Genomic DNA, 19,995 nt, shown 5'->3' with positions numbered 1-19,995 from the left:
AGCCCCGTGTGACGGAGGGTTCTCGCCCGATCGTTCACCGGCTGCCGCTGGACGGCGGACATGTCATGCATGTCGAGGAGCATGGCGATCCGGCGGGCCTGCCGGCGCTCGTGCTCCACGGCGGACCGGGCTCGGGCAGCTCGCCGGTGTTGCGCCGCGAGTTCGATGCGCGGCGCTACCGCATCATCTGCCCCGACCAGCGAGGGTCGGGTCGCAGCACGCCGGCAGGCGCGATCACGGCCAACACGCTCGCCGATCTGCTTGACGATCTGCGGCGACTGCGCGATCACTTCCGCATCGAGCGCTGGCTCGTGGTGGGCGGCTCCTGGGGCGCCACGCTCGCGTTGGCCCATGCGCTGGACCAGCCCGGCGCCGTGGCGGGGCTGCTGCTGAGGAACGTGTTCCTGGCGCGCGGCGGCGACATCCACGGTTTCTTCGCGCAGGCGGTACGCCACGGTGACCCCGAATGGCGTGCGTTGTGGAACGAGGCGTGGCGGCGGCAGTGTCCAATCACCGACGTGATCGCGCAGGTCCTGGCGCACGGAACGCCGGAACGCCAGTACCGGATCGCCGCGCTCTGGTTCGGGTGGGAGCAACGCATGGCCACGGGAAGGCCCGCGCCGCAGCCCGACGATGCCACGCTGCAGCGGCTGGTGGCGCGCTACCGCGTGCAGGCTCATTACCTGAGGCATGGATGCTGGCTGCGCGCGCCCCCGCTCCTCGAGCGCTGCGCCGCGTTGCCCACGGTCCCTACGCTGATCGTGCATGGCACGCAGGACCGCCTGTGCCCGCCGCAGGGCGCCCGGGCGCTGGCGCATGCGTTGCAGGGGCGCGCCATCCTGCGGTGGGCGGCGGGCGCCGGCCACGACCCCACGAACCCGGCCATCGCCGCAGCCATGCGGCGGGCGTTGCACGACTATGCGATCACGCAGGCCTTCAGCGGCGCGGGAGACCCTACGCCCGGCATGCGGGTCAGCGCAAGCGCTGGCTGAGCGGATCGCCGATCAGGACCACCCGGGCGTCCTTGCGCCGCGCCCACAGCCGTTCGTTGCCGTTGCCATCGTCTGCAACGAAGAGCACCGAATCGCCCAGCCGGCGGAAACCCTGCGGCATCGCATGGCGCGCGCCCGACGCGATGTCCGCCACGGCGCGGGTGCCCGCTGGCGTGCCGTCGCTGGTCCACGGTTCGACGCCGCTGGCGCTGCCGCCGTTGGCGGAGAACCAGAGGCGAGGGCCGACGACCGAGAAGCGCGCGGGCGATCCGTTCTGCGCACCCGCCGCGATGTCCTTGACCAGGACGGTCCCTGCGGCCGTCCCGTCGCTGCGCCAGAGTTCCGCGCCCGAGGCGCCGTCGGTCGCGGCGAAGTAGAGCCGGCCGCCCATGGCCGTGATCGGGCTGGAAATGGCGCCGGAGGGTCCCGGGCGGATGTCCTTCACCAGCGTGGTCCCGCCCTCGGTGCCGTCGGTCTTCCAGAGCTCGAGGCCGTGCACGCCGTCGTCGGCGGCGAAGTACAGGGCGCGACCGAGCGCCCTGAGGTGCATCGGGCGGGAGGGCTCGGGACCGGGCCGGATGTCTTTCACCATGCGTGTGCCGCGTGCCGTGCCGTCGCTCTTCCACAGCTCGATCCCGTGCAGGCCGTCGTGGGCGGTGAAATACAGTTCGTCGCCCACCGCCATCAGGTTCTGGATGCCTGCGTCCTCGGGGCCGGGGCGGATGTCCTTCACCAGGCGCGTGCTCTCGGGCGTGCCTTCGCTGACCCAGAGTTCGTGACCGTGCTCGCGCGTGGTCGCGGTGAAGAACAGGCGTTGGCCGGCCACCGTGAGCTGGCGCGCCAGCGCGCGCGGGCCGGCCTCGATCGAGGACACGCGCACCGTGGTGGGCGCGGTGCCCGACGTCTTCCACAGCTGGAACCCCGAACGCCCGTCGTTGGCCACGAAGTACAGCGCATCGCGAAACACCGTCAGCTCGCTCGGCAGCGCGCCTTCTTCGCCCGGCTGGAGGTCGATCACCAGGGCGGTGCCCGCGACGGTGCCGTCGGTGCGCCAGAGCTCGATCCCGTGCACGCCATCGGTGGCGGCGGTGTAGACATGGCCCTTGAACGCCGTCTGGCCGGCGGGGAAGGCGCCCCGAAAGCCCGGGCGGAGGTCCTTGAGCATCGCGGTGCCCGCGCGGCTGCCGTCCGTGACCCAGAGCTCCTGCCCGCTTTCGGCATGGAAGGCGCTGAAGATCATTTTTCCGCCCAGCGGCGTCAGCCCCGTGGGCGAAACGAAAGCCAGCGGCTGGCGCTGCTCGGGCAGCACCTCGCGCTCGGGGTCCTGCGCGGCCGCGGGCAGCTGCGTCAGGAACGCGAGCATCCAGAGACCAACGAACCGATGCCGCAGCGAGCCGGGAGAACCAGGCATTGCCACCGCCTCAGCCCCCGAACCATCGCGCGGGTGCGATGACCAGCTGCGGGAATGCGACCATCACGAACAGGATCGCGAACTCGGCAATCATGAAGGGCACCACGCCGCGCGTGACGTCGTCCATCGAGATCTTCCCGACGCCGGCCACCACGTTCAGCACCGTGCCCACCGGCGGGGTGACCAGTCCGATGGAGTTGTTGATGATGAACAGCACGCCGAAGTACACGGGATCTATCCCCGCGGCCTTGACGATCGGCATCAGCACCGGCGTGAGGATCAGGATGGTCGGCGTCATGTCCATCGCCGTGCCCACGACCATGACGAGCACCATGATCGCCGCCATCAGCAGGACCGGATTGCCCATGAAGGGCTGCAGCAGGCCGACGACCTTCGACGGCAGGTCGGCCACGGTGATGAGCCAGGCGCTCACCATGGCCGCGGCGATCAGGAACATCACGATGGCGCTGGTCTTGGCCGCGCTCACGAAGATGCCGTAGAGATCCTTCCACGTGATTTCCCGGTACACCACCGTCGACACGAACAGCGCGTAGGCGGCAGCCACCACGGCCGCTTCGGTCGGCGTGAACACGCCCATGCGCAGGCCCACGAGGATGATCACGGGCAGCATGAGCGCCCACAGCGCCTTGCGGAACGCCGAAACGATCTCGGCCGAGGACTTGCGCGGCGGCGGAACGATCTTCTCGCGCCGCACGAGCCACGCCCAGGTGATCCACAGGGCACCGCCGATGAGCAGGCCGGGCACGATCGCCGCGAGGAACAACTTGGAGATCGACACGTTGGCCGCCACGCCGAAGATCACGAGGCCGATGCTCGGGGGGATCACCGGGCCGATCACGCCGGTGGCCGCGATGAGGCCACCCGCGCGTGCCTTGTCGTGCCCCGCGCTCACCATCATCGGCAGCAGCAGCGCGGTCAGCGCGGCGGCATCGGCCACGGCCGAGCCGGACAGCGCCGAGAGCAGGCAGCCGGCCATGATGGTCACGTAGCCCAGGCCCCCCTTCACATGGCCCACCAGCGCGAGCGCGAAATCGACGATGCGCTTGGACAGTCCGCCGACGTTCATGATCTCGCCGGCGAGCATGAAGAAGGGGACGGCGAGCAATGGGAAGCTGTCGGCGCCGCCGATCACGTTCTGCGCAAGGATCTGCGCATCGAACAGGTCGAGATGCCACATCAGCGCCACGCCGCTGGCGAGCAGCGAGAACGCGATGGGAATGCCCATCGCCATGGCCAGCAGCAGGGTGCCCACGAAGACGAGGATGGTCATCGGCGCGCTCCCTGCGCTTCGTCCTTCGCACCGAGGATCTGCTGCAGCTGCACGGCTTCCTCCGACTCCTGGATCATCACGAGGTCGCTCTCGGCGATGCGCCCGGTGAGCAGGCGCAGCAGGTCGAGCGCCAGGATCAGGCCGGCGAGCACCGAGAAGACCACGCCCGAGGCATAGACGATGGCCATCGACGCGCCGGTGACGGGCGCGGTCACGTCCCAGTTGATGCGCGCCTGCGCGACGCTGCCCTGGAACAGCAGCCAGACGATGTAGAGCATGACGACGTGCCCGACGGCCAGGCAGGCCTTCTTGCCCAGGGGCGGCAACTTCTGCACCACCATGTCCACGCCCAGGTGCCCGTGCTCCTTCAGGGCGACCACGGCGCCCAGGAAGGTCATCCAGATGAAGAGCCAGCGAGACACTTCTTCGGACACGGTAATGCCCGAGTTGAAGCCGTAGCGCAGCACGACGTTGCCGAAGACGAGCACGACCATCACCGCGAGCGCGGCCGCGATCAGCGCCTCGATGCCGCGGCAGCACCGGTCGATCCAGCGGCTCATGCGGCGGCCTGCGCTTCGGTCTGCCTGTGCATCTCCACCAGCGCGCGCAGGGCGGCCAGGTACGACTGGGGGCCCAAGCCCTGGATGGTGCCCTTGACCGCCGGCGAGATGATCGAGTGGGCGCGCCAGGTTTCGCGCGCGGCGATGTTGGACATGTGCACCTCGATGGTCGGGAACGGCATGGCCTTGATCGCATCGTGCAGCGGCACGCCGTGCTGCGTGAGTCCGGCGGGGTTGACCAGCGCGCCCTGCGCGTCGTCGATGTGCGCGTGAAGGAAGTCGATCAGGTCGCCTTCGTGGTTCGACTGGAGGGTCTCCAGCGTCACGCCGAGTTCGCCGGCCAGCGCCTGCAGCCGCGCGTTGATCTCGGCGAGCGTGGTCTTGCCGTAGATGTGGGGTTCGCGGCGTCCGAACAGGTTCAGGTTGGGGCCGTGGAGGACGAGGATCTTCATGGAGGTGGCGCGTGCAGCGGTCATTGTTTGCGGATGCGGGCGAGCTCGTCGTTGTAGAGCTTGACGATGGCGGGGTCGTACTGGGCAGCGAACTTGTCGATCGCGGGCTTGGCGATCTCGCGCATGCGCACCTGCTCAGCCGCACTCACCTCGTTGAACTGGGCGCCCTTGGCCTGCAGCTCGCCGACGGCCTTCTGGGCCGCCGCGCGGCTGACCTGGCGCTGGTAGCCGCGCGCTTCATCGGCAGCCTCATGCATCATCTTCTGCTCGGCAGGGGTGAGCGAGTCCCAGAATTTCTTGCTGACGAGGACGATGTTGGCGGCATACACGTGATTCGTCGCACTGACGAACTTCTGCACCTCGAAGAACTTGTTCGACAGGATCACCGAATAGGGGTTCTCCTGGCCATCGACCGCCTTCGATTCGAGAGCCCCATAGAGTTCGGCGAACGGCATCGGCACCGGATTGGCCTTGAAGGACTTGAAGGTCTCCAGGAATACGGGGTTGGGAATGACGCGGATCTTCAGGCCTTCGAGGTCCTCGGGCCTGCCGATGGGCCGCTTGCTGTTGGTGACGTTGCGAAACCCCAGGTCCCAGTAGCCGAGGGCCACGAGGCCTTTCTCGGGCAGCTTGGCGATGAGTGCCTGGCCCAGGGGACCGTCGAGCAGGGCGTCGGCCTGGGCGAAGCTGCTGACGGAAAAGGGGAAGTCGACCAGGCCGAACTCCTTGACGATGCCCGCGAGCGACGTGGTGGCCGGCGCCGACATCTGCTGGACGCCGCCTTGCAGGGCGGACTGCTGCTGCATTTCGTTGCCGAGCTGGGAGGCCGGGAACTCCTGCACCTTCATCTTGCCGCCGCTCTTGGCCGCGAGCAGTTCGGCGAAGCGCTTCACGCCGAAGCTCACCGGATGGTCGGCATTGTTGAGGTGGCCGAAGCGGATCACCCGTTCCTGTTGGGCCCAGGTCGGGGCGACAAGGCCGATGCACAGGCCGGCGACGGCAAGCGTACGTAGAAGTTTCACGGAAGGTCTCCAGAGGAAGGCAGAAGGACTGATTGCGGCGATTCTGGGTTTTCCGGAAAATCTTTCCATTATGGAAATCCCTTCCCGCGATCTGATAGAGTGATGCCGTCGAGACAGGCGGCTGGCCGCGATTGAACCGGGAGACATCAAATGAGCGAGATGCTGGGACGCAGCTTCAAAGTGTTGGAATACCTGGCGGAACACCCGCAGGGTGTTGCACTGTCCACGGTGGCCAGTGAATTGAAGATTCCCCTGAGCGCATCGCACCGACTGCTCACGGAACTGATTCGTTGTGGCTACGTGCGACAGAACCTGGTCGATGGCCACTATGTGCTGACCATCAAGCTCGTCTCTGTCGGCCTGTCGTTCCTGAGCAATTCGGGCATCGTGGATGTGGCCCAGCCGCTGCTGGACCAGCTCGCGGCCGCCTCGGGCGAACTGGTGCGCCTGGCGGTGGTCGACGGCGAAGACCTGACTTTCGTGGCCAAGGCGCAAGGGGCCACGCATGGGCTGCGCTACGACCCGGACATGGGCCTGTCGGTGATGCTGTCGTGCAGCGCCGCGGGGCATGCCTGGCTCTCGACGATGAGCGAGGACGATGCGATGGCCCTGGTGGCCAAGAAGGGGCTGGGCAAGCCGGAGGACTTCGGCCCGAAGGCGCCCACCACGCTCAAGGCGGTGATGGCCTACGTGAAGGCGGCCCGCCAGCGCGGCTTCAGCATGATCAACGAGGTCTTCGCGCCGGGAATGACCGCCATGGCCGCCCCGGTCTTCTCCGTCAACGGCGCGGTGATCGGCGTGGTCACCATCGCGGGGCCGGCCGTCAGGCTGACTCCGCAGCGGATGGAAGCGCTGGGGCCGGCGCTGCTCGGCACGGCCGAGGAAGTCGCACGCGCCAGTGGCGCATCGGCGCTGTTCAAGAAGAGAGCCTGACAACCCCAACGAGGAGACAACCGCCATGAAGAAGGATCCGATTCGCAAGCTGTTCCTGGCCGCTGTGGCCGCCACGGCTGTGCTTGCCGCGCCAGGTGCGGTCGCACAGGTCAAGGAGCGCACGCTCAAGTTCGCGTTCCAGAACCAGACCGGCCATCCGCAGGCACAGGGCGCGCAGAAGTTCGCCGATCTGGTGGCCGCCAAGTCGGGCGGCAAGATCGCCGTCAAGCTGTTCGCGGGGGGCGTGCTCGGCGGCGACCTGCAGACCGTGTCGGCGCTGCAGGGCGGCACGGTCGAGCTCACGGTGCTGAATGCGGGCATCCTCTCGGCGCAGGTGAAGGAGTTCGCGGCCTACGATTTCCCGTTCCTGTTCAACAGCGGCAAGGAAGCCGATGCGGTCACCGACGGTCCTTTCGGCCAGAAGCTCATGGCCAAGCTGGAGGACAAGGGACTGCACGGGCTGGGCTATTGGGACCTCGGGTTTCGCAACGTCACCAACAGCAAGCGGCCGATCACGAAGGCGGACGACATCGCAGGCCTGAAGATTCGCGTGATCCAGTCGCCGATCTACATCGACATGTTCGCCGCGCTGGGCGCCAACGCCACGCCGTTGCCGTTCCCGGAGCTGTATTCCGCCCTCGAGCAGAAGGCGGTCGACGGCCAGGAGAACCCGAACACCACCATCCTGTCGTCCAAGTTCGCCGAGGTGCAAAAGCACATCACCCAGACCCGGCACATCTACAACCCGCAGGCGCTGCTGGTCAGCAAGAAAACATGGGATGGCATGAGCGCCGAGGAAAAGAAGATCCTCGCCGAAGCCTCGGCCGAGGCGACGCTGTTCCAGCGCCAGGCTTCGCGCGGCGCTGCCGACAGCGCGCTCGATGCGTTGAGGACAGCAGGAATGACCGTGTCGGAATTGCCTCCCGATGAGATGGCAAAGCTGCGCGCCAAGGTCAAGCCGGTGATCGACAAGTACTCGGCGTCCGTGGGCGAGGCCACCGTCCAGGAGTTGATGGCGGAAATCGCGAAGGTGCGGAAGTAGCCGACGCGACAGATGGCGAACGTGCGTATTTGGTCCTTGCCAGGGGCAATCTCCGTTCCTACCGCGATCCCCCTCTGCGGAACCCAGCCGATCTAACGAGTGCGATCGTGTTGATTGATAGTCTCCATCCTCGAACCAACGCCCGTTTCTGTTGCCTTTCTACGACCGTACCCCGATCCGTACCCTGAGAAATTTGTAACTTCGCAGAAGGCGCATGGGCGAGATAGTCCATCAGCGGTCGCAGGGTTCGTTCATGAAGCCGCTGACGAGAGCGGTGATTGCGGGAGCATATCCAAGACTCGGGAGCTCTCGCGCAGCCAGTCCATATCTAGTTCGCCAAACTCTCCCGCAGAACTCCACGCAGAGAACTGATCGTGCCATCCGCAACCTCGATGCGCCGATGTAGCGCCTCGTTGATCAGCCGGACCAGCGCGCCGAGTTCGGAGCGCGTCGGGCAGAGCTCTTCGCAGTCGTTCACCTGCAGCGGCGCGATGAGCTTCTCGAGGCATGCGTATGCGCTGTGCACGTCGCGGATGCTGGTGATGTCGTCGCCTGCCTGCAGCGCGAATGCTTCGGGGCCGTCTTGAGGAGGGAATGACTTCGACGATGCACCGGAGGGCGCAGCGGGTTCCTCGTTGGAATGAGGGAGCGAGGATGTGCGCGTGAATGCGCGAGCGGATCTAGCCATGAATGGCCTCCAAGAGCTTCGGTTTGCTAAAACCGCCGCTCCCGAGACCAATCGAGGGCGGCGACTCGACGGGTTGGTCTACCGGGAAGCTCTTGCGAGAACCGGCCGGGCTCGCGCCCGCCCATCGAGCCGCCAAAACTGGAGGCACGAACGACAAAGCCGCAGACCCTGCGGGGAAACTGCGGCTTTCGTCGCAGAGCTTCAACGGGAGACCAATCCCGATCACGTCTTCTTGTGATGTGACGGGCGCAGTATAGCCAGCAGGCCTTTTGCCTCCGCCGATCACGGCCCAGCGTGACATTTGGGAACGTTCTTCACGATCGCGATGTGCGCCACACCGTGCAGCCAGGCGTTGGAAGGGCATCAGGGCAGCTTCTTGTCCTTCAGGAGATGAAAGAAATGAATTTCCCCCAATCCACGCTCAAGCTGGTTGCCGCAGGCTTCCTTGCCGCCGGCGCCTTGTTCGCCGCCGCATCCGCCAACGCGGGCACGAGCTGGTCTGTCGGCATCAACGTACCCGGCGTGGTCGTGAGCGAGCCCGCACCGGTCTACTACGAGCCGGCGCCGGTGTACTCGCGGCCGGCCCCGACCTACTACCAGCCGGCCCCGGTGTATTCCGCTCCGGCGCCTGTCTACTACGAGTCCGGACCCAGCTGGGAAGAACGGCGTGCGCAGCGCTGGGAAGAGCGCCGCGAGTGGCGCCGCCGCCAGTGGGAGCGCGAGCAGCACCGCCGCTACTACGAAGACCGCTATTGAGATTGAGTGAGCGCGCGGCCGCCGACGCGGCCATGCGCCTCAGTCGAGCACCAGTTGCGTCTGCGTGACGACCGCGCACAGCTTGCCGTCCGCATTGGTGATCGAGGTCTGCCACACCTGGGTCGTGCGCCCGCGATGCAGCGCCACGCTGGTGCCGGTGACCGTGGTGCCCACGCGCGCTCCCGCGATGAACTTGGTGCTCGAATCGGTGGTCGTCGTGCGCTTGCCCTCGGGCAGGTTGACGATGGTGCCGACCGCGCCCAGGGTGTCCGCGAAGGCCATGTAGGCGCCGCCGTGGAGGATGCCGCCGGCGGTGCACAGGTCGGCCCGCACCGCCATCTGCGCGACCACGCGCTCGGGCGCCAGTTCGGTGAGCCGCACGCCCATGAGGCCGGGGAAGATGGTGTCCAGCAGCTTCTGCATCGCGGCGATGTCGGGCATGAGTGTCTCCTTGCTTCCTGCCTGTCCTGAGGGATGACGGCTCAGCCCGCCGCCGTCGCGCGCCGCAGCGCCGCGCGCGCCAGCAGACGTGTCGAGTCCAGCGTCGGCAGCGATGAGTTGCCGTCGTTCAGCACCAGCGGCAGCTCGGTGCAGCCCAGCACCACGGCATCGCAGCCGCGTGCCTTCAGCCCGTCGATCATCCGCCGCAGCACGTCGGTGGACTCGGGCCTGATCACGCCGCGCACCAGCTCGTCCATGATGATGCGGCCCATCTCCGAGCGCTCCTCGGCGCTTGGCCGCACGGCCTCGAGCCCGGCTGCTGACAGCGCCTGCGGATAGACCTCGCTGTTCACCAGCCAGTGCGTGCCCAGCACGCCCACACTGCGGAAGCCGCGTGACACGGCCTCTGCCGCAACGACCTCGGCAATGTGCAGCCAGGGCCGCGGCGACCGCGCAAGCACCAGGTGCATTGCCTGGTGGATGGTGTTGTCTGGGCAGATCAGGAAGTCTGCGCCGGCGGCCGCGAGCTTGCCCGCCGACGACAGCATCAGTTGCGCGACGCCGTCCAGGTCGCCGCGGTCCAGGCAATCCACGTACGCGGCGAGCGAGTGCGTGTGCATCGAAACCTCGGGGTGCGCATGAGCCTGGCCCATGTGGCTGGCGCCTTCGACGCACAGCGTGCGATAGCAGAGTGCAGCGCCTTCGGCCGAACAGCCGACGATGCCGATGTGCAGTGGCATGGAAGAAGTCTCCGGAAGGAAAGTGGCAGCAAACGACGCGGACGATGTTCTCACGCCCTGCGCGACACCGCCACGCCCGCATGGCGGTCGAGCCGCAGCGTCAGCAGCGTCGCGATGGCCATCAGCAGGCCGACCACGTACCAGGCGTGGTGGAAATCGACCAGCTCCACCGCCGGCGCGCCGCGCAGCGCCTGCGATGCGCCGAGCACCATCGCGCCCAGCGCAACGCCGAGCGCGAGCGACACCTGCTGCAGCATGGTGCCGAGCGTGCTGGCGCCAGCCCGGGTTTCGTCGGGTACGTCGGCAAAGGCCAGCGTGTTGATGGCGGTGAAGTTCATTGAGCGCGCCATGCCCGCCACGAAGAGCAGCACGCACATCCACGGCAGCGGGTCGCCGGGCGACAGCAGCCCGCAGCCGAACAGCGTGGCGGCGCAGATCGTGCCGTTCACCGTCAGCACGCGGCGAAAGCCGAAGCGCCGCAGCACCGCCGTCGTCGCGCTCTTCATCACGAGGTTGCCGGCCATGTACACCAGCAGCATCGAACCGGCCTGGAAGGCGCTCATGCCGAAGCCGATCTGGAACATCAACGGCAGCAGGAAGGGCGATGCGTTGATCGCGACGCGCGAGATGAAGCCGGCCGTCGCAGTGGCCAGCGCGTAGGTCGGCACCGCCAGCGCGCGCAGGTCGAGCAAAGGCGCCGCCACACGGCGCGCATGGTGCACGGCGGCAATGGTGGCCACCACGCCGGCGGCCAGCAGGCCGAGCGTGACGGCCGAGCCTGGCTGCGGTCCGCCCAGCCGCGTGAGGCCCTCGACCAGCGCGGCCAGCGCGATGGCGGTGAGCACGAAGCCGGTGGCGTCGAAGCGCACCGGCGCCGCGTCGGCCCTACGCGGAAAGAGCCGCATGATCAGCCACAGGCCCGCGAGGCCCAGCGGCACGTTCAGCAAGAAGATCCAGTGCCACGACGCATGCGTGGCGATGAGTCCGCCCAGCGGCGGCCCGATCACCGGCGCGATGAGCCCTGGCCAGGTGATGGTGCCGATGGCCTCGATCAGCCGGTGCTTCGGCGTTTCGCGCAGCACCACCAGCCGGCCCACAGGCGACATGAAGGCGGCGGCCGCGCCCTGCACCACGCGCGCCACGACAAAGAATTCGAAGCTCGGCGCGAGCCCGCAGGCGAGCGAGGCGAGGGTGAAGGTGCCGACCGCCAGCGCGAACACCCGCCGCGCGCCGAAGCGCTCCGCGCACCAGCCGGCCGCGGGCACCAGCGCCGCCATTGCGATCAGGTAGACCGTCACGCCCAGGCTCGCGTCCAGCGCGCCGATGCCGAAGGCCGCGCCGATGGCCGGCAGCGCCGTCACGATGACGGTGGCGTCCAGCGTCTCCATGAAGAAGGCGGCCGCCACGGTGAGCGCGATGCGCCTGGAGGCGCTTTCCGTGGCCGCGGCCGGCTGGGCGTTGTCGTTCATGCGCCGAGTCTGACACCGCCTGGCGTCTAGGGTTTACCCGGAGTTAACGATCCGGAAGGTCGGACGCGGCCGGTCGGCGGCATCCGGATCGTCGGCGTGCCGCACTTCGCACCGTCATAAAAAGCCTCATGAAATCAACGGCTTAGAGTGCGCGCCGGCCCCTGCCGGCCGTGGCATGTTGATTGCTGAACCACCGGCCGGCCGCGCGCCCCCGACGTGGGGCCCGGTCACGAACCTGGAGACAAACCAATGAGCACCCCCATGGAACACCAGACCGCCCCCAAGCCCTTCTACAAATCCCTGTACTTCCAGGTCATCACGGCCATCGTGCTCGGGGTGCTCCTGGGCCACTTCTATCCCGACACCGGCGCTTCGATGAAGCCGCTGGGCGACGGCTTCATCAAGCTGATCAAGATGATCATCGCGCCGATCATCTTCTGCACGGTGGTGGTCGGCATCGCCGGCATGGAGGACATGAAGAAGGTCGGCAAGACCGGCGGCATGGCGCTGCTGTATTTCGAGATCGTCAGCAGCATCGCGCTCATCGTGGGCCTGGTGCTGGTGAACGTGCTCAAGCCCGGCGCGGGCATGAACGTCGACGTGAGCCTGCTCGACACCAAGAGCATCGCGGCCTACACCGGCCCGGGCAAGATGCAGAGCACCACCGACTTCCTGCTCAACATCATTCCGAACACGGTGGTCGACGCCTTCGCCAAGGGCGAGATCCTGCAGGTGCTGCTGATCGCGGTGCTGTTCGGCTTCGCGCTGCACCGCTTCGGCGGCCGCGGCACGCTGGTGTTCGACGTGATCGAGAAGGGCTCGCACGTGCTCTTCGTGATCGTCGGCTACATCATGAAGGTCGCGCCCATCGGCGCCTTCGGCGCGATGGCCTTCACCATCGGCAAGTACGGCGTGAGCTCGCTGCTGCAGCTCGGCCAGCTGATGGCCACCTTCTACGCCACGTGCCTGCTGTTCATCTTCGTGGTGCTGGGGCTCATCGCGCGATTCCACGGCTTCAGCATCTGGAAGTTCATCAAGTACATCAAGGAAGAGCTGCTGATCGTGCTGGGCACGTCGTCCAGCGAATCGGTGCTGCCGCGCATGATGGCCAAGATGGAGAACCTGGGCGCGAAGAAGTCGGTGGTCGGCCTCGTGATTCCGACCGGCTATTCGTTCAACCTTGACGGCACTTCCATCTACCTGACGATGGCGGCCGTGTTCATCGCGCAGGCGACCAACACCGACATGACGCTGACGCAGCAGCTCACGCTGCTGGCGGTGCTGCTGCTGACCTCGAAGGGCGCGGCCGGCGTGACGGGCAGCGGCTTCATCGTGCTGGCGGCCACGCTGTCGGCGGTGGGACATGTGCCGGTGGCGGGGCTGGCGCTCATTCTTGGCATCGACCGCTTCATGTCGGAAGCCCGCGCGCTCACCAACCTGATCGGCAACGGCGTCGCCACCCTGGTGGTCGCCAAGTGGACCGGCGACCTCGACACCGTGCGCATGAACCAGCACCTGAACCAGGAAAGCACGGCCGAGGCCGACGAGCCCGAGCGCGTGCTCGACGCCACCGAGACGCACATGCCGGCCGGTAGCGCGCGCCAGGCTTCCTGATCTTTTTTCCGCTCCCTCCGGCCCCGCCCCGGGGCCATCGGGCTGCCACTAATGCGGGCGGCCCGGCCTTGTGCAATAACGGGCCCATGAATCCAAGGGAGCCGGCCCGGCGTCTAGACCCACATCCCGACCAGGCGACGAGGGGGTGGCGCGGCCTGCCCCGCTGGGGCGGCGCGCTGGCCCTGGTGGCCGTGGCCGCCTTCGCGGGCTACCAGGTCGCCATGCAGGCCGGCCTGACCCGGCTGCGCGAAGCGGCCGACCACCGGCTCGACATGCTCGCCACGGGCCTCGACGCCGACCTGGCCCGCTTCGACTACCTGCCGGCGCTGCTGGAGATGACGCCCCTGGTGCCGGCGCTGCTCGGCACGGCGACGGACACGCGCCTGCGCGACTCGGTCAACCGCTATCTCGAAGGCGTCAACGCCGCGGCTGGCGCGGAGATGCTCTACGTGCTCGACGCCTCCGGCACCTCGCTGGCCGCTTCCGACTGGGACAAGCCCGGCACCACCGTGGGCCAGGACCTGTCGTTCCGGCCCTACGTGATCGACGCGCTGGGGCAGGGCCGGGGCCGCTTCTATGGCGTGGGCATCACCAGCAAGAAGCCGGGCTACTACCTTTCGTATGCGTTGCGACGAGGGCAGGCTTCGCGCGGCGTGGTGGCCGTGAAGATCAATCTCGAGGAGGCCGAGCGCGCCTGGCGCAAGCTGCCGGGCGACGTGGCGCTGATCGACCAGCGTGGCGTGGTCATTCTCTCGACGCGCGAGGACATCAAGTTCAGGCCGCTGCTGCCGCTTGATGCCCTGCAGCGCGCCGAAGTGCTGCGCTCGCGCCCCTACGGCGAGGCCGCGCTGCAGCCGCTGCAATGGACGCAGAAGGAGGCGCTGGACCGTGACGTGCAGGTGATCTCGCTCGACGGCGTTGACCAGCTCGCCTCCGCCCGAACCCTGCGCGGCGCGCCGTGGCAGCTGGTGGTGCTCGACAACCTCGCGCCGCTGCATGTGGCGGCGCGCAACGCGGCCATCACCGCCAGCCTCGCGATGACGGTGCTGCTGCTGGTGGCCGTGGCGCTGTGGCAGCGCCGCCGCGCGGTGCGCCAGAAGCTGGCCAACCAGGCCGCGCTGCAGGCGGCGCACGACACGCTCGAATCGACCGTGGCCGCGCGCACCGCGCAACTGCGCGCGGCGCAGGGCGAGCTGGTGCATGCCGGCAAGATGGCCGCGCTGGGCCAGATGTCGGCCGGCGTGGTGCACGAGCTCAACCAGCCGCTCACGGCCATGCGCACGCTCTCGGAAAGCGCAGCCATCCTGCTCGACAAGAACCGCCTCGACGACGTGCGCGGCAACCTGGAGCGCATCCGAAGCATGGTCGACCGGCTCGCGCGGCTGACTTCGCAGCTGCGCACCTTCGCCTACAAGAGCGAGCTGCCGCTGGCGCCCGTGCTGCTGTCGCACGCGATCGCCGACGCGCAGGTGATCGTGGCCGAGGCTTCGCGCAAGCAGCGCGTTTCCATCGAGGTCGACGTGAAGCCCGCCACGCTGAGCGTGATGGCCGAGGAGGCCGCGCTCGGCAGCGTGCTCGCCAACCTGATGCGCAACGCCATCGACGCGATGCAGGACGCGCCGGTGCGCAAGCTGCGCATGGAAGCGCGGCCGAAGGAGGGCCGCGTGCTGCTTTCGGTGACCGACACCGGGCCCGGCATCCGCCCGGACATCCTGCAGCGCCTGTTCGAACCCTTCGTCACCGGCAAGGCGGCGGGGTCGGGTCTGGGACTGGGGCTCGTGATCTCGGCACAATTGGTGCGGTCCATGGACGGCACGCTGCGCGCGGCCAACCTGGACGGCGGCGGGGCATGCTTCGTCATCGACCTGCCGGCGGCCATTGCCGTGATCCATGACAGCAGCAGCAACCCGCCGGTTTCCGACGCCCTTTCCATTGCACAACAGGAGTGATCCCCAAGTGAGCGAAGCCCCTGCCATCCGGGTGATGCTGATCGAGGACGACGAAGACGTCCGCGTCAGCACCACCCAGGTGCTGACCCTGGCCGGTTTCGAAGTCGAATCCTTTCCCAGCGCCGAGCGTGCTCGCCCGCACATCTCCCTCGGCGTGCCGGCCGTGGTCATCAGCGACGTGCGCCTGCCGGGCCTCAGCGGCACCGAGTGGCTGCCCGAACTGCGCGGCGTCGACCCCGAGCTGCCGGTGATCCTGGTCACCGGCCATGGCCACATCGCGATGGCCGTGCAGGCCATGCGCGAGGGCGCCTACGACTTCATCGAGAAGCCCTTCAGCTCCGAGCGGCTGGTGGCCATCGTGCGCCACGCCATCGAGCGCCGCCAGCTCAGCCTGCAGGTGCGCGCGCTGCGCGACGCGCTGGAGAACTGGCAGGGCATCCAGTCGGTGCTGATCGGCCGCTCGGCGCAGATGCAGCAGGTGCGCCAGACGGTGAAGACGCTGGCCGAGACCTCCGCCGACGTGCTGGTGTACGGCGAGACCGGCACCGGCAAGGAGCTCGTCGCGCGCTGCCTGCACGACCACAGCGCGCGCCGCCGGCAGCATTTCGTGCCGCTCAATTGCGGCGGCCTGCCCGAGTCGCTGGCCGAGAGCGAGCTGTTCGGCCACGAGGCCGGCGCCTTTACCGGCGCCAGCCGCATGCGCGTGGGCAAGTTCGAATACGCCAGCGGCGGCACGCTCTTCCTCGACGAGATCGAAAGCATGCCGATGGCGGTGCAGATCAAGCTGCTGCGCGCGTTGCAGGAACGCAGCATCGAGCGCATCGGCTCCAACAAGACCATTCCCTTCGATTGCCGCGTGGTGGCCGCGAGCAAGGACGACCTGAAGGCCATGAGCGACCAGCAGAAGTTCAGGGCCGACCTGTACTACCGCCTGGGCGTGGCCTTCATCGAGCTGCCGCCCCTGCGCGAGCGGCGGGAAGACATCCCGCTGCTCTTCGAGCACTTCACGCTGCAGGCCGCGAGCCGCTACGAGCGTCCCGCGCCGCTGCTGAGCAACGCGCAGCTCGCCGACCTGATGGCCTATGCGTGGCCCGGCAACGTGCGCGAGCTGCGCAACGTGGCCGACCGCTTCGTGCTGGGGCTGCTGGGCGAGCGCCTGACGCAGACGCACGGCGGCGCCGGCGGGGCGCAGGGCGTGCCCGCATTGCCGCAGGGGCTGCCCCAGCAGGTGGAATCCTTCGAGCGGGCGGTGATCGTCGAGGAACTGCGGCGCCAGCGCGGCGACCAGCCGGCGACGGCCGCTGCGCTGGGCATCGCGCGCCAGACGCTGCACGACAAGGTGCGCAAGCTGGGCCTGACGGTTGACGAGTTCAAGTAGGCGAAGAGGCGTGCGTCAGGCCCGGAACTGGTAGCTAGTGCTCCTCACGACGTGCAGCGGCAGTGAAATGCCCGCTGCCGTCGGCTTGTTGCTTGATGCACCAGGCGTGCTTGCGGTGCTTGTCTGGCTGCATCCAGGTGTAGCTCCGTTGTCGCACCCTGCAGACGCATCAAAGTCCACGAATTGCTCTGCTTCCGAGACTGATAACAGCACTGAGCTATCTATTGTGGCGGGGAGACGAGCCTGTCCAGCATCTTTCCTGCCTTGACGCCACATGCGCTGCACCATCGCGCAAACAACAGGACATCAACGAAGTTCTCGCCTCGCTCGAGCTTTGACACGTATGACTGTCCTACGCCCAACATCTCTGCCAATTGGGCCTGAGTAAGCCCCGCCTTTTCCCTCACGTCGCGCATCAGGGTGCGCAGCGCTTCGTATTCAGCGTGATAGAGGGAAATGGACATCCATCCATCGTCAAGTCCATTTCGGAATAGTCGTAAATCGACTTTTCAAGATAGGATTCGACCTGTCCAGGGACGATTCCAAAAATCTTCAGCCACATATGACTTCTGTGACCTGGAAGAGGCCAACTGCTTCCGGCTGGTGGGCGTACGCGCGTCGACGGCTCAGCACCGCCGGCGTCCGCACCCCTGGAGAAACAACCCGAGGAGAGATCAGCATGACCAACTTCGTCCGTGGGCGCCGGAACTGCGAATCCGCCCCAACTACCCCAAATACGGCGTCTCCAGCGGCCGCGGCACAGGAGACGTCGCAGTCTGGGCGCTTAGGAGCTATATGCAATCGGCTCGTTGCTGAGAACGTGATCAGGAGCCGAGTCGTGGTCTCTCCCACCGCAGAGCAATGTGACAAGGGTAGGGAGCGCGAAAACCTGGTCGCGCGGTCTTGTTTCCCTCTCTTGGAGCCCTGAGAGTGCGACACGAGCCGACAGCGCTCAACTCGAGGAGGAATTCCTGTGCACTTTGCGGCTGCCAGGCCCGAATCCAGAATTCTTCAGGTACATATGACTGAATCGAGCACTGGCTTTGCCTGCTCGAGTAGCTGTTTATCGCCTCCGAGTCGGCCCTGCTGGCTTGTTCAGCACTGCTTGATTCTTGCGTCGCGGGACGCCGCCCTCCGACGTAGGTGGATTCGTGACCGTGATCCCTTCGAAGAGCACTGGCAATGTCGTCCCAAGGCAGTAGCAAAGCGTCGCCAGTGTCATCAACGACGGGTTGATATGGCCGCCCTCGAGCTTGGAGATTCGCGACCGCTCGATTTCTGCGTCGTAAGCCAACGCCACTTGGGTCTTGTTCGCGGCGACTCTGAGCTGCTTGAGGTTTTTCCCGAGAGCGCGGGTTATCGGATTCGGTAGCGGCGCAACGGGGGCAGCAGATTGGACTTTCTTTGCTCGATCAGCATTTCTCATCCTCAAGGAGGGTCGAGAAATGTGCATCTCAAGGAAACGTCTTATACGACACATGTAAAAATGTATGTGTCGTATAAGACGCAATCCGAAGATTCCTAAGGCACGCCAGACACCCGGCTTAACTCGAACTTTCCCCATTCATTCACCAAGGAGATCAGCATGACCAACTTCATCCACTGCCGCGGCTGCGGCCACCAGATCCACGAAACCGCACCCTCGTGCCCCAAATGCGGAGCGCCCCAGTCCGTGGCAGCCACGTCAGCGACGCCGAGCGCTGCCGCCACCGCCCCCGGCCCCTACGGTTCGATCCCCTGGTTCCGCCAGCGCTGGGCACTCGTCTGCATGTTCCTGGTGTTCCCACCCGCTGCCGTGGTCATCGCCTGGAGCGGGGAGATCTACTACCTCGTCGGCACGACCATCAAAACCTTCCCCAAGAACGTCAAGGTCGTCATGACCATCATGACCGCGCTGCTCCTGATCGCTCTGGCCTCCGACGAGGAAGCCTTCCAGGGCTTCGCGGGGCTGGTGCTTGTCGGCGGCGCCATCGGCCTGTCGCTGAGGAAGTGACCAAAGGCCGCTTCTCACCCCCATTTCCTGAGTCACCATGAAGAAAATACTCAAGGCGCTTGCTGCGCCGTGCATGGCCCTGGCCGCGTTGTTTCTGGCCGCTTGCGGTTCCTCGACCCTGGAGTTCCGAAACTCGGAGCTCGTCCAGGGCAAGTTCTATCGCAGCGGTGCCAACAAACCCTTCAGCGGCAAGATCACCAACGTCCCGAGCCACCTGATTCTCGTGCGCAAGGAGTTCGAGGTCGTCTCCAAGGTGCCTGCCGCCGTGCTGGGAATTGCCGCTCCAGGCTTCCCGCACAACACCATGGGCCAAGTCTGCGATGTCCGCATCGACGACGGCATCCCGGACGGTGCTGCGACCTGCACCACGGACGCCGGGAAATTCCTGTCCCACGAAATGGAGTTCGACCGCGGCGTGCTCACGGGGGAGTTCAAGTTCTACTTCCCGGGCACGAACAAACCCAAGGCCGTGGTGCACACCGACCACGGCGTCCTGGACGGTCGGACCATCGTCTACGGCCCGGAGAGCGGCCGGGAAGTACTCAACGTGACCTTCAAGCAGGGCAAGCTCGCCAGGACTGAAGAAATCTTCGATGACCGGTCCGGCAAGCTGGTGCGCCGCACCCCGGTCGAAGACGGGGTCATCACGGGTGAGATCGTCGAGTACGTCAAGCATGGCACCCAGCTCGCCTACCGGGCACAGGTGCAGATGGGCTTGTTGAACGGCGTCGAAGAGCGGTACGAATTCGAGACGGGTTTGCTCGAGTCCCGTCAGCACTGGGCCCTGGGCCAACTCCATGGCGAGGTGGTGCGCCTGAAGCGCGATCCCAAGACCGAAAGGATGGTGAATCAGCCGTACGTTGCGGCGCGCTACGAGAACGGCAAGGCGGTTTACGCGGCGGGTCCAGGTGAAGAGTACATCCCCGACGTGGAGCGGATCGCGGAAGAGGCGCGGCAGGAGAAGATCCGAGCCTGCGTCAAGGAGCAGCGTGAGGAGTTGGCCCGAGGGGGCAGGGAGGTCATCACCGATTCTGAAATCGGTCAGTTGCAGGCGCAGTGCCACCACGCGATCAAGTCCTGACCTTGGTCCTGCTGCGCGATCTGAGGATGAAACGTGGTTGATGCGTTTCACCTCGTGATAGCCATTTCAAGCTAAGCCGCCATCGAGCGGCTTTTTTATTCCCGCTTCTGCTTTGCCTGGCCCCGACAGGCCGGGCGCTATGCCGGATGTCCATCCAGGTGTAGCGCAGCTCGATTACCCGAA

The 19,995-nt window shown here is 66.6% G+C and carries 20 protein-coding genes; 9 read left to right on the top strand and 11 right to left on the bottom strand.

Annotated elements, in window-relative coordinates:
- The first annotated feature begins 8 nt into the window (after window positions 1–8).
- On the top strand, window positions 9–992 hold the full coding sequence (locus AC1VNX_RS30970) for an alpha/beta fold hydrolase (protein ID WP_483161362.1): 984 nt from the start codon (window positions 9–11) through the stop codon (window positions 990–992).
- On the opposite strand, the gene AC1VNX_RS30965 is transcribed toward AC1VNX_RS30970, so the two are convergent.
- From AC1VNX_RS30965 to AC1VNX_RS30945, 5 genes are read right to left on the bottom strand one after another with little or no spacing between them, the layout of a single operon-like run.
- Window positions 973–2,403, bottom strand: a complete 1,431-nt coding sequence (locus tag AC1VNX_RS30965) for an ELWxxDGT repeat protein (protein WP_483161361.1) — start codon at window positions 2,401–2,403, stop codon at window positions 973–975. The genes AC1VNX_RS30970 and AC1VNX_RS30965 overlap by 20 nt on opposite strands.
- 10 nt (window positions 2,404–2,413) lie before the next feature.
- Window positions 2,414–3,694 carry a TRAP transporter large permease gene (locus tag AC1VNX_RS30960; protein WP_093178834.1) on the bottom strand — a complete coding sequence of 427 codons (1,281 nt, stop codon included), beginning with the start codon at window positions 3,692–3,694 and terminating at the stop codon, window positions 2,414–2,416.
- Window positions 3,691–4,254 (bottom strand): TRAP transporter small permease, encoded by a 564-nt coding sequence (locus AC1VNX_RS30955; protein ID WP_483161360.1) that lies wholly within the window; start codon window positions 4,252–4,254, stop codon window positions 3,691–3,693. The genes AC1VNX_RS30960 and AC1VNX_RS30955 overlap by 4 nt, the downstream gene beginning before the upstream one ends.
- A complete protein-coding gene (locus tag AC1VNX_RS30950; protein ID WP_483162046.1) occupies window positions 4,251–4,706 on the bottom strand; it encodes a type II 3-dehydroquinate dehydratase in 456 nt (151 codons plus the stop codon). Before AC1VNX_RS30950 ends, AC1VNX_RS30955 begins: the two co-directional genes overlap by 4 nt.
- A 20-nt stretch (window positions 4,707–4,726) precedes the next feature.
- Window positions 4,727–5,728 carry a TRAP transporter substrate-binding protein gene (locus tag AC1VNX_RS30945; protein WP_483161359.1) on the bottom strand — a complete coding sequence of 334 codons (1,002 nt, stop codon included), beginning with the start codon at window positions 5,726–5,728 and terminating at the stop codon, window positions 4,727–4,729.
- A 150-nt stretch (window positions 5,729–5,878) separates the two neighbouring features.
- Between AC1VNX_RS30945 and AC1VNX_RS30940 the strand changes: the two genes are divergently transcribed.
- Both AC1VNX_RS30940 and AC1VNX_RS30935 read left to right on the top strand, forming a co-directional pair.
- Entirely contained in the window at window positions 5,879–6,661 is a 783-nt protein-coding gene (locus AC1VNX_RS30940; RefSeq protein WP_483161358.1) for an IclR family transcriptional regulator, read from the top strand.
- A gap of 25 nt (window positions 6,662–6,686) precedes the next feature.
- Complete coding sequence (locus AC1VNX_RS30935) at window positions 6,687–7,703, top strand: TRAP transporter substrate-binding protein (RefSeq protein WP_483161357.1); 1,017 nt, start codon at window positions 6,687–6,689, stop codon at window positions 7,701–7,703.
- 328 nt (window positions 7,704–8,031) lie between these two features.
- Here AC1VNX_RS30935 and AC1VNX_RS30930 read toward each other — a convergent pair whose 3' ends face one another.
- Window positions 8,032–8,391 (bottom strand): hypothetical protein, encoded by a 360-nt coding sequence (locus tag AC1VNX_RS30930; protein WP_483161356.1) that lies wholly within the window; start codon window positions 8,389–8,391, stop codon window positions 8,032–8,034.
- Window positions 8,392–8,790: 399 nt separating this feature from the next.
- On the opposite strand from AC1VNX_RS30930, the gene AC1VNX_RS30925 reads away from it, so the two are divergent.
- On the top strand, window positions 8,791–9,147 hold the full coding sequence (locus AC1VNX_RS30925) for a hypothetical protein (protein WP_483161355.1): 357 nt from the start codon (window positions 8,791–8,793) through the stop codon (window positions 9,145–9,147).
- A 39-nt stretch (window positions 9,148–9,186) separates the two neighbouring features.
- On the opposite strand, the gene AC1VNX_RS30920 is transcribed toward AC1VNX_RS30925, so the two are convergent.
- The 3 genes from AC1VNX_RS30920 to AC1VNX_RS30910 are packed head-to-tail and all read right to left on the bottom strand — an operon-like array spanning window position 9,187 to window position 11,797.
- Entirely contained in the window at window positions 9,187–9,588 is a 402-nt protein-coding gene (locus AC1VNX_RS30920) for a PaaI family thioesterase (RefSeq protein ID WP_483161354.1), read from the bottom strand.
- Between the two features lie 41 nt (window positions 9,589–9,629).
- Window positions 9,630–10,328: an aspartate/glutamate racemase family protein gene (locus AC1VNX_RS30915; RefSeq protein ID WP_483161353.1), complete on the bottom strand. Its 699-nt coding sequence runs from the start codon at window positions 10,326–10,328 to the stop codon at window positions 9,630–9,632.
- A gap of 50 nt (window positions 10,329–10,378) precedes the next feature.
- Entirely contained in the window at window positions 10,379–11,797 is a 1,419-nt protein-coding gene (locus tag AC1VNX_RS30910; RefSeq protein WP_483161352.1) for an MFS transporter, read from the bottom strand.
- 261 nt (window positions 11,798–12,058) lie between these two features.
- Here AC1VNX_RS30910 and AC1VNX_RS30905 point away from each other — a divergent pair, with 261 nt between their 5' ends.
- The 3 genes from AC1VNX_RS30905 (at window position 12,059) to AC1VNX_RS30895 (ending at window position 16,738) form a co-directional block, all read left to right on the top strand.
- Window positions 12,059–13,411: a dicarboxylate/amino acid:cation symporter gene (locus AC1VNX_RS30905; RefSeq protein WP_483162045.1), complete on the top strand. Its 1,353-nt coding sequence runs from the start codon at window positions 12,059–12,061 to the stop codon at window positions 13,409–13,411.
- 86 nt (window positions 13,412–13,497) lie between these two features.
- Complete coding sequence (locus AC1VNX_RS30900; protein ID WP_483161351.1) at window positions 13,498–15,360, top strand: sensor histidine kinase; 1,863 nt, start codon at window positions 13,498–13,500, stop codon at window positions 15,358–15,360.
- Window positions 15,361–15,367: 7 nt separating this feature from the next.
- On the top strand, window positions 15,368–16,738 hold the full coding sequence (locus tag AC1VNX_RS30895; RefSeq protein ID WP_483161350.1) for a sigma-54-dependent transcriptional regulator: 1,371 nt from the start codon (window positions 15,368–15,370) through the stop codon (window positions 16,736–16,738).
- Between the two features lie 221 nt (window positions 16,739–16,959).
- Here AC1VNX_RS30895 and AC1VNX_RS30890 read toward each other — a convergent pair whose 3' ends face one another.
- Together AC1VNX_RS30890 and AC1VNX_RS30885 are read right to left on the bottom strand one after the other, a co-directional pair.
- Window positions 16,960–17,202, bottom strand: coding sequence for a helix-turn-helix domain-containing protein (locus tag AC1VNX_RS30890; RefSeq protein WP_483161349.1), 243 nt, complete (start codon window positions 17,200–17,202; stop codon window positions 16,960–16,962).
- A gap of 599 nt (window positions 17,203–17,801) precedes the next feature.
- Window positions 17,802–18,164 (bottom strand): helix-turn-helix domain-containing protein, encoded by a 363-nt coding sequence (locus tag AC1VNX_RS30885; protein ID WP_483161348.1) that lies wholly within the window; start codon window positions 18,162–18,164, stop codon window positions 17,802–17,804.
- A 159-nt stretch (window positions 18,165–18,323) separates the two neighbouring features.
- Between AC1VNX_RS30885 and AC1VNX_RS30880 the strand changes: the two genes are divergently transcribed.
- Window positions 18,324–18,731: a hypothetical protein gene (locus tag AC1VNX_RS30880; protein WP_483161347.1), complete on the top strand. Its 408-nt coding sequence runs from the start codon at window positions 18,324–18,326 to the stop codon at window positions 18,729–18,731.
- A gap of 37 nt (window positions 18,732–18,768) precedes the next feature.
- Window positions 18,769–19,812 (top strand): toxin-antitoxin system YwqK family antitoxin, encoded by a 1,044-nt coding sequence (locus AC1VNX_RS30875; protein WP_483161346.1) that lies wholly within the window; start codon window positions 18,769–18,771, stop codon window positions 19,810–19,812.
- The last annotated feature ends 183 nt before the right edge of the window (window positions 19,813–19,995 follow it).

It is taken from the genome of Variovorax sp. TLI9-5A (genome assembly GCF_056867935.1).
Note: the sequence above shows the minus strand (reverse complement) of the source record. Positions and strands in the feature narration are given on the sequence as shown.